This is a genomic window from Bacillus sp. GBSW19, from assembly GCF_002998655.1.
Lineage (GTDB): Bacteria > Bacillota > Bacilli > Bacillales > Bacillaceae > Bacillus.
The window spans coordinates 1,102,035-1,115,119 of the sequence record NZ_PVRF01000001.1; the positions used below are offsets into that span (position 1 = coordinate 1,102,035).

The 13,085-nt window shown below is 42.2% G+C and carries 15 protein-coding genes and 1 other RNA gene; 3 read left to right on the forward strand and 13 right to left on the reverse strand.

Annotated elements, in window-relative coordinates:
- Positions 1–34 precede the first annotated feature (34 nt).
- From C6344_RS05795 to C6344_RS05835, 9 genes are all read right to left on the reverse strand, one after another.
- Positions 35–1,972 carry an ATP-dependent DNA helicase gene (locus tag C6344_RS05795; protein WP_066030744.1) on the reverse strand — a complete coding sequence of 646 codons (1,938 nt, stop codon included), beginning with the start codon at positions 1,970–1,972 and terminating at the stop codon, positions 35–37.
- A 74-nt stretch (positions 1,973–2,046) separates the two neighbouring features.
- A complete protein-coding gene (locus C6344_RS05800; RefSeq protein WP_034661010.1) occupies positions 2,047–2,244 on the reverse strand; it encodes a hypothetical protein in 198 nt (65 codons plus the stop codon).
- Positions 2,245–2,350: 106 nt separating this feature from the next.
- On the reverse strand, positions 2,351–3,505 hold the full coding sequence (locus C6344_RS05805; RefSeq protein ID WP_106071651.1) for a THUMP domain-containing class I SAM-dependent RNA methyltransferase: 1,155 nt from the start codon (positions 3,503–3,505) through the stop codon (positions 2,351–2,353).
- 108 nt (positions 3,506–3,613) lie between these two features.
- Positions 3,614–3,997, reverse strand: an RNA gene (gene rnpB, locus C6344_RS05810) — RNase P RNA component class B.
- A 61-nt stretch (positions 3,998–4,058) separates the two neighbouring features.
- Positions 4,059–4,364 (reverse strand): cell division regulator GpsB, encoded by a 306-nt coding sequence (gene gpsB, locus C6344_RS05815; RefSeq protein WP_012010336.1) that lies wholly within the window; start codon positions 4,362–4,364, stop codon positions 4,059–4,061.
- A 75-nt stretch (positions 4,365–4,439) separates the two neighbouring features.
- Positions 4,440–4,982 (reverse strand): SLOG family protein, encoded by a 543-nt coding sequence (locus C6344_RS05820; protein ID WP_060596714.1) that lies wholly within the window; start codon positions 4,980–4,982, stop codon positions 4,440–4,442.
- Between the two features lie 49 nt (positions 4,983–5,031).
- Positions 5,032–5,268 carry a spore coat protein CotD gene (cotD, locus tag C6344_RS05825; RefSeq protein WP_080984739.1) on the reverse strand — a complete coding sequence of 79 codons (237 nt, stop codon included), beginning with the start codon at positions 5,266–5,268 and terminating at the stop codon, positions 5,032–5,034.
- Positions 5,269–5,583: 315 nt separating this feature from the next.
- Positions 5,584–6,831, reverse strand: a complete 1,248-nt coding sequence (locus tag C6344_RS05830; protein WP_066030741.1) for a ribonuclease H-like domain-containing protein — start codon at positions 6,829–6,831, stop codon at positions 5,584–5,586.
- Positions 6,832–6,855: 24 nt separating this feature from the next.
- Complete coding sequence (locus tag C6344_RS05835; protein WP_106071649.1) at positions 6,856–9,102, reverse strand: DEAD/DEAH box helicase; 2,247 nt, start codon at positions 9,100–9,102, stop codon at positions 6,856–6,858.
- Positions 9,103–9,262: 160 nt separating this feature from the next.
- On the opposite strand from C6344_RS05835, the gene C6344_RS05840 reads away from it, so the two are divergent.
- Positions 9,263–10,381, forward strand: a complete 1,119-nt coding sequence (locus tag C6344_RS05840; RefSeq protein WP_223250492.1) for an NADH-dependent flavin oxidoreductase — start codon at positions 9,263–9,265, stop codon at positions 10,379–10,381.
- A gap of 54 nt (positions 10,382–10,435) precedes the next feature.
- Here C6344_RS05840 and C6344_RS05845 read toward each other — a convergent pair whose 3' ends face one another.
- Complete coding sequence (locus tag C6344_RS05845; RefSeq protein ID WP_060596718.1) at positions 10,436–10,942, reverse strand: PTS sugar transporter subunit IIA; 507 nt, start codon at positions 10,940–10,942, stop codon at positions 10,436–10,438.
- 167 nt (positions 10,943–11,109) lie between these two features.
- On the opposite strand from C6344_RS05845, the gene C6344_RS05850 reads away from it, so the two are divergent.
- The gene (locus C6344_RS05850; RefSeq protein WP_060596719.1) at positions 11,110–11,529 is read left to right on the forward strand and encodes an Hsp20/alpha crystallin family protein; all 420 of its coding nucleotides are present in this window, start codon (positions 11,110–11,112) and stop codon (positions 11,527–11,529) included.
- 20 nt (positions 11,530–11,549) lie between these two features.
- Here the strand turns inward: C6344_RS05850 and C6344_RS05855 are convergent, their stop codons facing one another.
- The 3 genes from C6344_RS05855 to C6344_RS05865 all read right to left on the reverse strand — a co-directional run bounded on the left by C6344_RS05855 (position 11,550) and on the right by C6344_RS05865 (position 12,773).
- Complete coding sequence (locus C6344_RS05855; protein ID WP_060596720.1) at positions 11,550–12,002, reverse strand: YppG family protein; 453 nt, start codon at positions 12,000–12,002, stop codon at positions 11,550–11,552.
- Between the two features lie 107 nt (positions 12,003–12,109).
- Positions 12,110–12,481, reverse strand: a complete 372-nt coding sequence (locus C6344_RS05860) for a YppE family protein (protein ID WP_106071648.1) — start codon at positions 12,479–12,481, stop codon at positions 12,110–12,112.
- Between the two features lie 58 nt (positions 12,482–12,539).
- Positions 12,540–12,773 (reverse strand): DUF5446 family protein, encoded by a 234-nt coding sequence (locus tag C6344_RS05865; protein WP_223250487.1) that lies wholly within the window; start codon positions 12,771–12,773, stop codon positions 12,540–12,542.
- Between the two features lie 196 nt (positions 12,774–12,969).
- Between C6344_RS05865 and sspM the strand changes: the two genes are divergently transcribed.
- The gene (gene sspM / locus C6344_RS05870; RefSeq protein ID WP_066030739.1) at positions 12,970–13,074 is read left to right on the forward strand and encodes an acid-soluble spore protein SspM; all 105 of its coding nucleotides are present in this window, start codon (positions 12,970–12,972) and stop codon (positions 13,072–13,074) included.
- Positions 13,075–13,085: the final 11 nt, after the last annotated feature.

Genomic DNA, 13,085 nt, shown 5'->3' on the forward strand with positions numbered 1-13,085 from the left:
TGGTATCCTCCTCTTTTCCTCGTTCGGGCGTTATTTAAGATATGATGATTGGCTTGACTGGCAGAACGGATTCAATTTTACTTTGAAGCTCTGTATCTTCCTTACGGTCAAAATAAATATGAATGGTTCCTGCATCTTGGCTTGTCCGAATCAGCCTTCCAATACCTTGTCGCAAGCGCAGCAGCATATACGGAAGGTCAACTTCAGCACGAGCATCCTTTGCTTCATTCCGTTTTGCCTCAAATACCGGATCATGAGGCGGGTAAGGAAGTCCCCAGATGATCACATTTGTTAGTGATTGTCCTGGAATATCCAGCCCTTCCCAAAGGTGAACAGAGCATAACACGGATGTCTCATCTGCTTGGAACTTTTGAACAATCGTGCTGATTTCCTCGTCTCCCTCAAAATACACGTCGAAAGGCAGTGATTCATCCGATGCCTCAAGCTGCTTTCTAAAGAAATGAAGTTCATCAAATGAAGGGAACAAAATCAGAGATCGTCCTCCGTTTTCTTTCAGCTGAGTGATCACTTGCTGTCCTTTTGCCTCTTGCTCTTGAAGCTGCTGAATCCCGTGGAAATAAATCTTCATTTGCTCATCGTAATCATACGGAGAAGCGACACTCATTGATAAGTAATCTTTGATCCCAAGACTTTCAGCTAAATAATCAAAGGATTGATTTTCAGACAATGTAGCAGAAGAGAAAATGTATGGTCTTTTTTGCGAGAATACTTTTTCACCAAGCACCTCTGCGACTGTCTTTGGCATCACAACAAATGTCGTATCTAACTCCTGCTTTTCAAGCCAGCTAATCGCATTTTTTTGATATAGCGACAGAGAATACGCCATTTGTTCAATGTACTCTTCCACAACAGACAATTCGTATTGATCGATTGTATACATCTCTGATTCAAACACGAGTGCTTCTCCGATTTTTTCAAGCAAATCACACAATTCACTTGCAGACCGCTTCACTTCATCCACACGTCCAATTTCAAGTCGATGCGAGCCCTTGATTTCTTTGGCATGTGTTTTTAAGAGATAGAAGAACTCATCGTTTGTGGCAAGTGCATCTTCAACGAGCTCGGCAAACTCTTCACGTATATCGTTTTGCAACAGGCGCTCTAAAAATGTTTCGAGCATTGATTGCTTCACTCGGTACGTCAGTGCTTTTTGTGCGGCAAATTCAAGAAGGTGCCCTTCATCAAATACGACGGAGCTATGTTCTGGAAGCAGCGGAAGCTGGCCCTCGCGTTTGCGGGATTCCTTCGTCCACACATGCTCCATGTAAAAATCATGAGAACAGATGATGAGATCGGTTGCTTTCCGGTAATGATCTCTTGATAAATTCAGACCGCAGCGATGACGCATATCGCACGTCAAGCAGTCTTGAAACGAGTCATAGCCAATGCGTGACCATTCATCATTTGATAGTTCTGGATACTCTTTTCGATCACCATACGGATAAAAGTTTTGCATGCCATGTGATTCATGAACAAATGAAGGAAGCGATTCATAAATATCGAGCCACTTCTCATCATCTTCACGCTGCATGGTTTTCTCTAGTTTCTTTAAGCATAAATATTGGTCATGCGATTTACTTAATCTCGCATCTATTTGAATATCAAGGTGATTGGCAATTTTATAGATATCACCCTCTTGTTTCACCAGCTGTTCAATTAACGTTTCGTCTGCACATGCAATAATCGCAGGTTTCCCTGTATACCTTGCATATGTGACCGCAAATAATAGATAGACGATGGTTTTGCCTGTGCCTACCCCAGCTTCGGCAAACATCACACTTTTTTCTTTAAAGGCTCTTTCTAGTTGAAAGGCCATAAATATTTGTTCATCTCGAAGATCAAAGCCCTTTTCTGGCAAAATGTCATAGAACACATCACCAATCCAGTTGCCCAGTTCTTCGTAAAAATTATGTTCTTTTGATAATGAAAAAGGCAAACGAGATGCTGTCACCTGCTTCAACCCCCAACTTTTGAATCATTCAGACATTCAATAGTAACATTTATGCTGGGGAATGACAATCTTTTTTACGACCGCAAACGATGTTGATAGGTTTCTTTCATTAAAAATGCATGCTCTGAACGCTCTATGTAAGCCTGAGCAAGCGCTAAATCTTCGATGGCTGCTGTCAGCTGAGCAGATTGTCCACCTTCTTGCCCTTCAATTTTTTGAGCAGTCGAAGCGAGTGCTTTTTGGATTAACTGAAATTGATCATATTGTATCATGGAGACACCTCTTTTTTTAAAATCAAGTTCAGTTTATTCCGTCCCGTGAAGGTTTATACCTTTCTGCGATAAAAAAAGCCACACCTTCTGTAGGTGTGACCATTTTTTATGATTCAGTTGTCTGTTTTCTAGGCGGGCGTTTTCCCCAATATTGGTAATAGTCTGTTTTAATAAAACCATTAAACAGTTTTCTCTTTTTCGTTGCTTTTCTGCCGAAGCACTCTTCGAACTTTTCGTGTGACGTTAAGATGTAAATGGACCAAGTATCTAGGCTCTTAAATGCTTCGCCCATTCCTTGATACATTTTTTCAACAGCTGGTTTATCACTGAGTCGTTCTCCGTAAGGCGGATTTCCGACAATCACACCATACTCTTCTTTCGTTTGAAAGTCTTTCACTTGCATTTGTTTAAATTGAATCAATTCACTTAGACCAGCTTCTTCAGCATTCATTTGTGCAATGTCTACCATCCGATGGTCGATATCACTTGCAATAATGTGGAGCGGCTGATCATAGTTTGCTTTTTCTTCCACTTCGTGACGCGCTTTGTTCCAAACGTCTTCACCAATCCATTCCCATGACTCGGACGCAAATTCCCGGTTAAATCCTGGGGCAATGTTTTGTCCTATCATGGCCGCTTCAATAGCGATTGTTCCTGACCCGCAGAAAGGGTCAACAAACGGACGGTCAGGTGTCCAGTTTGTTAATAGCACGAGTGCAGCCGCAAGGGTTTCTTTAATAGGTGCTCCGCCTTGATCCATGCGGTACCCTCGTTTATGAAGACCCACACCAGATGTATCAAGCGTGAGCACAGCTTTATCTTTTAAAAGGGCAACCTCAATTTTATACTCAGGTCCTGTTTCTTCAAGCCATTCAGACTGTATGTTGTAAGAGGATATGAGCTTTTGCGCGATCGCCTTTTTGACGATACGCTGACAATCCGGCACACTGGCAAGCTGTGATTTCACAGATTTACCGATGACAGGGAACGTGCTGTTTTTCGGTAAAAAAGCGGACCAGTCAATCGCCTTCGTCCTTTCAAACAGCTCATCGAATGTTTTTGCCGAAAATTCAGCTACTTGTACCTTAATCCGGTCTGCTGTACGCAGCCAAAGGTTCGCACGGCAAATCGCAAGAGCATCCCCCTCGAAAATCACTTTTCCATTGTCTACTGTGCAGGCATAGCCAAGGTCTCTTACTTCTTTTGCAACAATCGCTTCAATTCCCATTGGAGCTGTTGCGATGAGTGTATAGGTTTTCATTGTTTTATCACCTGTTTTCTCGTCCTTTTATGTATTCAAGATAAAAGCTCTCCATATGTTGAATAGGAGAGCTTTGTTTTCATCATGTTTATAATAACGGATATAACGTTCTGTAAGCCATGTTTTGTTCCATCGTACTGCAAACGGCAAATGCCTCGTACTCAGGTGGTAATCATCTATCTACAGAATACTCTGTCCTTCTCTCCGTTTGGTTCCTTTGAGAAAGTTCCCCTACCAAGTTTGGGTTTCTCGCTCGAGGGGTTTACCGCGTTCCACTCTCACCATTTCTAGTGAGACTTCGTCACTGTGGCACTTTCAAGGATACTTTGCCATATCCTAAAAGGACGTAGGCATTTTTCCTGCCGTCAGCCTTTCCCAGGCTGCCCTGGCTTATTTTTTCGCCAGGCACGAACACTACGGGCATCTCAGCACCGTGCGAGCATGGACTTTCCTCTGCAATGTCTAAAAGCATTGCAGCGATTACCCGAACGTTAATCAATAATCGTTATTATAAACGACAATGACATCAGGCACAAGCTTTTTTCAGCAAGGCTCAATCATAAAGTTTGCTGCCGAAAACGTGTTTCTCAAGGTTAGATAGTCTTTTTAAAATATCAAAGTTTGTTGTATTAGACTGTGCAGGCTGTCTTTTTCCTTGCTCAACGGCTTCTTCAAGCTGTTTAGACAAATGGAGGTTTTCTTGTTGAAGCTTTTCGATTTCTTGGTTGAATGTCTCATAGTCTTTAATGACCATATCTAAAAATTTATCGACTTCTTCTTGTTTGTATCCTCTGACACCTGTTTTAAATTCTTTTTCTAAAATTTCTTTCGCAGAAAGCTTTACTTTATCAGCAAGCATCTTTTTCACCTCATATCGTGAATTCATAGTATATTTTTTCAGAAATACGTGACGTTGTCAAATTTTCTCTTGCTTTTAGTCAAAAAACGGATCTTCTGCCTCAACTTGCGCTCTCAAATCATCCATTGTGATGTACATAATGGGGTAATCGGTATAGGTTTCCGCTTCTTTGATCATGTACTTTGGCGAGCCATCATGCTCAGGATCATAAAGGGCGAGAAGGCCATCTGTTTTTTCAATAAAAAAACGGTTCTTTTGTTTAAATTGTGCCGGACTTTCATATGGTCTATGCGTGACACTTTCTACAAAATCGGCCTGTGCAAGAATCCCTTCATACAACTCTTTGTTTTGTTCATTCCAGCGCTCTTCCTGTTCATAAAATGGTGTAATGACGGCCAGTTTTAACGCTGGATACTCCTCTTGAAGCTCAAATACCACTTCGGCAGTCCAGATTTCTGCCCCAAGCTGGCCTGATATGAGAACCCATTCCAGACCTTCTTCAATCAGGGCTGTCAGCCTTTTTTGAAGCTCCGCTTTTATGTATTGAAGTGCAGGCTCGTCTTGTTTGAATATCCCAAGCTCAAATGGCTTGTACCCTGTGACAGCAATAATTTTCATTTTTTCACCTGCTTTTAAAAAAAGGGACTTCTAAAAGTCCCATTTCACTTTATCTGTTACAGCAAGGTCCACCGCAGTTAAAGTGTTGATGTGTTGCCGGGTCCACCTGAGAAAACGTATGTGGGAAGTAGTGAACATGTTTGAAATTTTGATGGTGAACATTTGTCACATGCTGCGGATGGATATGCGGCACAATTGTTGTTGAATCGCTGTGTGTACAGCAATGATTCGTCGGATGAACAATTGGCTGTGTAACATTCGGCTGGCAATGATGATGATGGTACATGTAGCATTCCCCTCTCCTTAATTTTCTTACATTAACAATGTATGAATTAAGAGGTGTACATGTACTAATGCATTAACCTATTTTAAAAGTTTGCAAGAAAAACATCCTTATAGTTTGAAAACACAAAAGCGACCAAAATGACAACAAGAAAAAACAAGTAGAAAAGACCTTTATACATGCTCTACGCTCCTCATTCAATATCTAACGTTATTTTACAGGATTCGTGACTTTTCTACAATAAAAGTGCTAAACAATTTTTATTTTCGGCCGAGAGCCGAACGTTGTCATGTTTTGCGCTTTCCCGGGCAATAATGTTCATTGCCCAGCTTTTCTCAAGAGCCGTTTTTTTCGCTTCTCAAGTTCTTCCGTGTCTCGCTGACTTAACGATGAGAAAGATAATAACGATTCAGTGATGGATAGAGCTGACCTTGCATTTTTTTGACGATGCTCTTTACACTTCGCAAGCTCTATACCCGCTTTTAATGCTAAATGGACATCGCTTGATTTAAATAATTTTTCCCATATTTGAACCGCTTCATCCCACTCGTTTTGTCGTTTATATTGTAAGGAAAGATCATAAGACGCCTGATTCGCATGCTCAAAATCAGCATCCGTTAATTTTTGCAAATGCTTCGTTGCTTCCTGTACATCACGATGAGCAAGATGCCACCTGGCGAGCGCATACTTCTCATTGTGTTCCTTTACCGCATCCTCAGATAGTATTTTTTTGGATAGATGAATGTAGAGGCTGATTAACGATAAGACGTCTAGTTCATTATGAGTCAAGATCCCTTCAATCAACTTCGGATTTTGTTCCTTTAAAAAATGAAAATAAATCATCGGTGCCAAAAACCCCGGCGTGTCGTTTTCACGCTGCACGTGCAGCTCTTCTTTTTCCACAACGGATAGCGCCATTCGTTCATATTTATGCTTCCACAATCGTCTAGATCCGTGCAGAAGATCAAAATGTCCGAATTCAGGAAGTGCAGGGATTTGATCTCGTAAGAGCGTATGTCTCGTTTTCACTTGCGGCCAGTCGAACGATTTACCATTATATGTAACCAATGATTCTACGTTTACTTCATCGAGAAAGCTTTTGTACAGAGCCGCTTCATTTCCTGGATTGGTGAGCAGGTGCTGTTTCACCACCACTTTGTCGGAAAAGACACGTGCATGTCCAAGCAAGAAAATCATATTTCCCGTACCGCCAGATAATCCTGTTGTTTCTGTATCAAAGAAAAACAGCTCGTGCGGCTCGTACCCTTTAGCCGATAGCGAATGCTGGATGCCGCTTTCGTTCCATGCCTCGATGATCTTCGGCAGTTCCGCAAACGAATAGCGCCCATGCTGATCTTCTAATGAATAGGTGACTTCCCGAATCAGACAAAAGGAACCCTCAAAGTGATAAGGAGATACACCTAATGTTTCCCATTCTTTTAAAAATGGGATATTTTCTGAAGTCACAGGCTGTGGTTGTCCTTCTAAAGTTTTCTGCCGGTTTTCATGTGTCTGATTGTGCGATAGGTGCTTCTTCATTCTGTTTAATTTCCCTTTTAAAGACATGAGCAGGTGTCCCCCTCCTTTCCCTTAAAATACGGACATCAATTCAACGATGCTGCTTTTTCCGCTCACCTCTTTCATTTCCATGCCAATGCAGGATGGACAGCCATTTTCACAGCGGCACCGCTCAATCAGCTGAATGGCTGCGCCTGCTATTTCATCGAAACGAGCTTGTACTTCCTTGCTTAAGCCGATTCCGCCAGGGTAGTGGTCATATAAAAAGACCGTCGGTTTTCCGGTATGTGCCGCTTTAATTTGTGAAACAACATGAATATCAGAACGGTCACACATCACAAAAGCAGGTACAATGTGCTGAAGAACATTTGCGATGCCAAGCAGCAGCTGTTCAAGTGTTTTCTCTTCAAATCTCCGCTCTGCTTCATGTAATTCAAACCAAGCAGCACTCGTATGAATTTCTTCTTCCGGCAAGTGAATCGGTCCAGAGCCGATATTTTCACCGGTACTTAGCCGGATTTTTTTAAAAATCGTCGGCATTGCGTTGACAGTCACATCACCGTAGTGAACAGATACGGCTTCCTTCTCTGTCGTCTGATCGATTTCAAGCACCTTAAGTTGAACAGCTAAATTCGCATCCGTATAATATTCTACATCTACTTGTTTCACATAAGCCTTCAGATGCTCGTAATCTAGCTTTTCCACTTGATACTGAACCCCTTCGTGTAAATAAATGGCTTCATCATGAAGCAGCGTCATCGCACTGAATCGATCCATCTCTCCAATAATCCGAACATTCGCCACATCTGATTGATCCACAATCACCACATTTTCCTGGCTTGCAGACCGGAGGCTGATGCCATGCGCTGGGAACGATTGATCTGACCAATAATACCGGTTCCCGCTAAAATGAAGAACACCTTCCTCATGTAAGTATTGCAAAATCTCTTCTACCTCCATGCCGCCAAACTGTTCATCCTCCCGAAACGGAAGCTCGTAGGATGCACATTTTAGATGATCCACTAAGATAATGAGGTTTTCAGGGTTGATTCTGGCAGCTTCAGGCGGCCTGTTAAAGAAATATTCAGGGTGTCTGACAATATATTGATCAAGAGGTGAGGAGCTTGCCACCATAATTATGAGTGCTTCCTCATGACGCCTTCCAGCTCGTCCTGCCTGCTGCCATGTACTCGCTACACTGCCAGGATACCCTGTCATGATACAGACCTTTAGCTGACCTATATCCACTCCTAATTCTAGTGCGTTTGTGCTGACGACACCTAGAATGTCTCCTTCTCTCAATCCTTTTTCAATCACGCGCCGCTCTTTTGGTAAATAGCCTCCGCGATATCCACGAATCGATTTTGGGCCGATCTCTTTTTTCACTAGCTCTTGAATATGGCTTAAAATCACTTCAACTCTTACTCTGCTTCTAGCAAAAACAATCGTTTGGATTTTTTCTTTCAAAAAAGTTTTTGCCAATTGATTGACAACAGTGGCGGCACTTTGTCTAATATTTAATGGTTTATTCACAACTGGCGGGTTGTAAAACACAAAATTCTTTTTACCGCTAGGTGCCCCGTTTCGTTCAATCAGATGCACCTTGCTCCCCGTTAGCTGCTGCGCTAGCTCTTTTGGATTCGCAATCGTTGCGGAAGTACAAATAAAAACCGGTTCACTTCCATAAAATGCACAAATTCGTTTTAACCTGCGAATCACATTGGCCACATGACTGCCAAATACACCTCGATATGTATGAAGCTCATCAATGACAATATACTTCAAATTCTCAAACAAGCTGACCCATTTCGTATGATGAGGCAAAATGGCTGAATGCAGCATATCCGGGTTTGTGATGACAATATGTCCTGCTTGTCTGACTCGCTGCCGAATGGCCGGAGAGGTGTCTCCGTCATATGTTTCACTATGAATCGGAACATCCATCTCGTGGATGATCTCGTTAAGTTCACTTTTTTGATCTTGTGCGAGCGCTTTTGTTGGGAATAAATAAAGGGAGCGGCTTGTCTGATCTTCTGCGATCGACTGAAGGACAGGCAAATTGTAGCAAAGCGTTTTACCTGAAGCTGTTGGTGTGACAGTTACCACATGATCTCCATCCATCACACGTTCAAAGGCTTCCTTTTGATGAATGTAGAGTTCGCTCACGCCTCGTTTCTCAAGCGCCTTTTTCAGCCTGTCGTTCACTCTTTCAGGAATCGGAGAGGTCTGTGCAGGCTTCGCATCAATTTCATGCCAATGTTCTACCTGTTCGTCTTTCTTTAATTCTTCTATGAGTTCGTTCATTGTTTTCTTTTTCATATCGCATCACCTCTCTTACATAGTGTACCGAATATTTGTTTGCATGACTAGGCGGCAATTTTTTGATGCGCAGCCTATGAGCAAATACTTTGAAGTGTTGTAACAGTATCTATTACACTTCTATAGTGAAATGATTTTATCAAGGAAGAAGATGATGAGAGTGAAAAACGAATTTAAGCCTTTATTTGAACCATTTACGTTTCCAGGAGGTGCGTCTATTGATGGCCGGTTAGTCGTTGCGCCAATGACACACTTCGGTTCTCACGAGGATGGCACCATTTCTAAAGAGGAAATTGATTTCATTACAGCTAGATCAAGTGATATGGGCATGGTGATCACAGCATGTGCAAACGTGACTCCAGATGGTAAGGCATTTGAAGGACAGCCTTCTATTGCAAGAGATGAAGATATACCTGGCCTGAAAAAACTTGCTTCTGCGATTCAGGCAAAGGGAACAAAAGCCATCATTCAAATTCATCACGGCGGTTCTCAGGCTCTCCCTCACTTAGTTCCAAACGGTGATGTGGTTGCGCCAAGTGATGTGTTTAAAGATGGAAAGCAGATTGCACGCGCTTTAAAAGAAGAGGAAATTGTCCATATCATTGACTCTTTTAAAGAAGCGGCAAGACGAGCGGTTCAAGCAGGGTTTGACGGCGTGGAAATCCACGGTGCAAATGGTTATCTATTACAGCAATTTTACTCTCCGCATAGCAATCAGCGGACAGATCAGTGGGGAGGAAATGAAGAAAAGCGTCTAGCCTTCCCTATCGCTATTGTGGATGCAGTCAAAGAGGCAATCGAAAAGCATGCAACAAAACCGTTTATCTTTGGATATCGATTATCCCCAGAAGAACCAGAAACACCTGGTTTAACAATGACAGAGACGTTTACCTTAGTGGATGTTCTCAAAACAAAAAACCTCGATTATTTGCATATCTCTTTAATGGAGATTGACTCTAAAGCAAGACGTGGTGCAGATACTCATAAAACACGTATGGAGCTGCTAAAAGAACGCTGCGGCGATACCCTTCCGCTCATCGGTGTGGGCAGCGTCATTACAGCCGAAGATGCACTAAGTGCTTATAATCAAGGAATTCCGCTTATCGCTGTCGCACGAGAGCTGATCGTCGACCCAGATTGGGCAAAGAAGATTAAAGAAGGCAGAGAAAGCGAGATTGAAACTGTCATTAAACGCAGCCAAAAAGATAAGTATTTGATTCCAGAAGGATTGTGGTCTGTCATGGAAGCGAGTCAAGGCTGGGTTCCGATGGAAGATTAATGTCATCAAAAAAACTACCCTCATACGATTGGGTAGTTTTTTTTTGTGTCCTGATTATTTTAGTTTAACGGTAAAAAGCTTAGAAGTCTGTTTTTCCACAGGTCCCTTTGGTTCTTTATCAAGATGCTCGATCAAGTCACCATTCATAATGACAATCGGAGTCACTGTACTTGCCGCTTTCTCTTCAATCAGTTCTAAATCACACGTAATGAGAGGGTCACCGATCTTCACTTTATCCCCTTCTTTTATGTGCGCTTCAAATCCTTCACCATTTAACCCCACTGTTTCAAGCCCGATATGAATCAGAAGCTCAAGCCCTGAGAGTGTTCGAATGCCAATTGCATGTTTTGTATGGAAGAGCTGGATGATTTCACCCTCTACTGGTGACACAATCGTGCCACTTTTTGGTTTTACTGCTACGCCGTCTCCCATCATCTTTTGAGAAAAAACAGGGTCTGGTACATCCGTCATATCCATTAACTCTCCATCAGCTGGAGAATAAATGATTTCTTCCTTTACATCATCTTGGTTTTTTCCGAAACCGAATAATTTTTTCAGCAATGTCAATTGCTCCCTTCAAGCTTTGCTTCTAGTTCTATTCCGCGTATGAAACGCTGCGCTCATACACCTTGCTTCATTCAACACTATTTAATCATAATTTTTTCCTCTCATCAATTGATAACCGCCTGAGCCCTTTCTGCATAGGCTGTAGATGAGAGGTGATTCAAATGAAACATGAAGGCGAAAAGAAACATGAATTGCTGGCAAATGAAGATATTCTCAATGAAGCGATTGAACAATTTTTCGCATCCTCCCCGTTTCACGAGATAATAAATAGTGCGGAGGCGCTCATGACCACATCACATTCACTTGCATCGATTACGACCGATGTGACAGAGGATGAGCAGTTTGTGTATATCGAGATCCAATTTCCCGACCATTTTGTCGAAGGGGATATCGCGCTAGAAGTAAAAGCCCAATATTTACACTTATCCGTGCAGGAAACAATCAAAACGGATACAACTTCCTCGTATTCGAGCTTTACCAAAACCATTTTAATGCCGGCAAAAATAGATGAAACGAACATGAAGAGCGTGTGGAAAGATCAAACGCTTCGTGTGACGGCACCAAAGCAAACTACCCAATAGGTCCATCTATTGGGTTTTAACTATGCTTTAAAAATGCTTGTAAATCCTTTCGCTAATGAACCTACTTGATTCATCGTACTCATCATTTGCCCAGCTGTATCAAACATTTTGTTAAAGTCGTATTGTCCATTCGTTTTTTTGAATTGTGACAGCACACTTTTAAATTGAGATGATTGCTGTTTTTGCGGTCTTGGCAAAGGATAAGGGTTCATAGGCTGCTGCATGGGCATCATGCCTGGTGGCGGCATCTGGGGTTGATTGATCGCTTCAGGCGGATGAAAAGGCGGCACATTTTCTTGGTATCCATAAGGCGGCTGATAGACAGCAGATGGTGCCTGGCTCATTCCACCTTGATGTGGCGGCATGAAATATTCTGGAGGCTGCGGAGGCTGCTGCTGCATATCTGGATACGGAAAAGGCCCTCGATTGAATGGATTGAATTCATAAGGCTGCTGGTTTGAATAAGGGATCATATATCTCGCTCCTCTCGCTCTCAACACATAGTGATGTCACTCATATATTATGATCAAGAACAGAAGATGTGCCTAAAGCAGCCATAAGAAAAACGCAGCATATGTCTTCAGCTGCGCTTGTTGATTTCTTCTATTAAAAGGTTCAGTGTGTAAATCACTGACTCAACTAAATTTTTCACACGGGGTGCATGCTGTTTGCCAAAATAAGATTGCAGGACAACCTCTTTTCCATTTTCTTTGACGGCTTCAAGCTGTTCTTGGTGTAAATATCTAGGTTTGACCAGATGAATAAACGAGATCGCAGCAGTGAGCCACTCTTCCATTTTCTGATCAAATGTCTCAACGGCCGGCTGAATGTCCGTGTGAAAATCATATACGGGGTATTCCTCTTCAGCCTTTCCCTTTTGGTACTGCTCATACGCCTCTTCGGTCCATATTCTCAGATCTTGTGTATGTTCAAGTAATGTTTGATTATCCAAAATGTTCACCTCTATGAACCATCCTATCAAACGTTTACTTATTGCTCAAATAGAAAAGCTATCCGGCGTGATATGCCGGTCTTGCCGCCAGTTTATACTCAGCCGCGTGAATCTTCACTTCACAGTCCTTTACTTCTGATTCAAGCCGGTCTATCATTTGTTCTTGCTCCTCTATGGCTGCACGTTTTGTTTGGTTCACAGCAAGAGACAGTTCTTCTTCCACCGCATCAATTTTCCGCTCGATTTCCTCTAATAACTGCATAATGGATTCTTTTGATACAAATTCGCTCATCATCAGATTCCTCCTTTATCGTCTCTCGTTACATTCTCTTTTCTTTCACACCCTCCTTCACACATGACAAAACTAGAAGCAAATCGCCAATCTAAGTGTAGATGAGCGCTATTTCTTCCTTTTCGACATATGCTTGTCCTTCTTTGTATGATTGTGTCCGATTGTGTAAATTCTAAGGACAAAGGAGGTAGATTTCATGAAAAAGCAGCCAACACCAAAAGAGCAAAAGCCAAAAGGGAAAGAAAACAGTACAGATCAGCTTGATAAAAAGCTCGGCGGTCCTAATCGACCATCCACGTAAAAAAAGCAGGT

Coding starts and splice junctions, on each gene's coding strand:
- C6344_RS05865 (WP_223250487.1), bottom strand. CDS start 12,773: ATGAGCGAATTTGTATCAAAAGAATCCATTATGCAGTTATTAGAGGAA.
- C6344_RS05805 (WP_106071651.1), bottom strand. CDS start 3,505: ATGAAAACCTATACACTCATCGCAACAGCTCCAATGGGAATTGAAGCG.
- C6344_RS05850 (WP_060596719.1), top strand. CDS start 11,110: ATGAAACATGAAGGCGAAAAGAAACATGAATTGCTGGCAAATGAAGAT.
- C6344_RS05800 (WP_034661010.1), bottom strand. CDS start 2,244: ATGATACAATATGATCAATTTCAGTTAATCCAAAAAGCACTCGCTTCG.
- C6344_RS05835 (WP_106071649.1), bottom strand. CDS start 9,102: ATGAAAAAGAAAACAATGAACGAACTCATAGAAGAATTAAAGAAAGAC.
- C6344_RS05830 (WP_066030741.1), bottom strand. CDS start 6,831: ATGTCTTTAAAAGGGAAATTAAACAGAATGAAGAAGCACCTATCGCAC.
- cotD (WP_080984739.1), bottom strand. CDS start 5,268: ATGTACCATCATCATCATTGCCAGCCGAATGTTACACAGCCAATTGTT.
- sspM (WP_066030739.1), top strand. CDS start 12,970: ATGAAAAAGCAGCCAACACCAAAAGAGCAAAAGCCAAAAGGGAAAGAA.
- C6344_RS05820 (WP_060596714.1), bottom strand. CDS start 4,982: ATGAAAATTATTGCTGTCACAGGGTACAAGCCATTTGAGCTTGGGATA.
- gpsB (WP_012010336.1), bottom strand. CDS start 4,364: ATGCTTGCTGATAAAGTAAAGCTTTCTGCGAAAGAAATTTTAGAAAAA.
- C6344_RS05855 (WP_060596720.1), bottom strand. CDS start 12,002: ATGATCCCTTATTCAAACCAGCAGCCTTATGAATTCAATCCATTCAAT.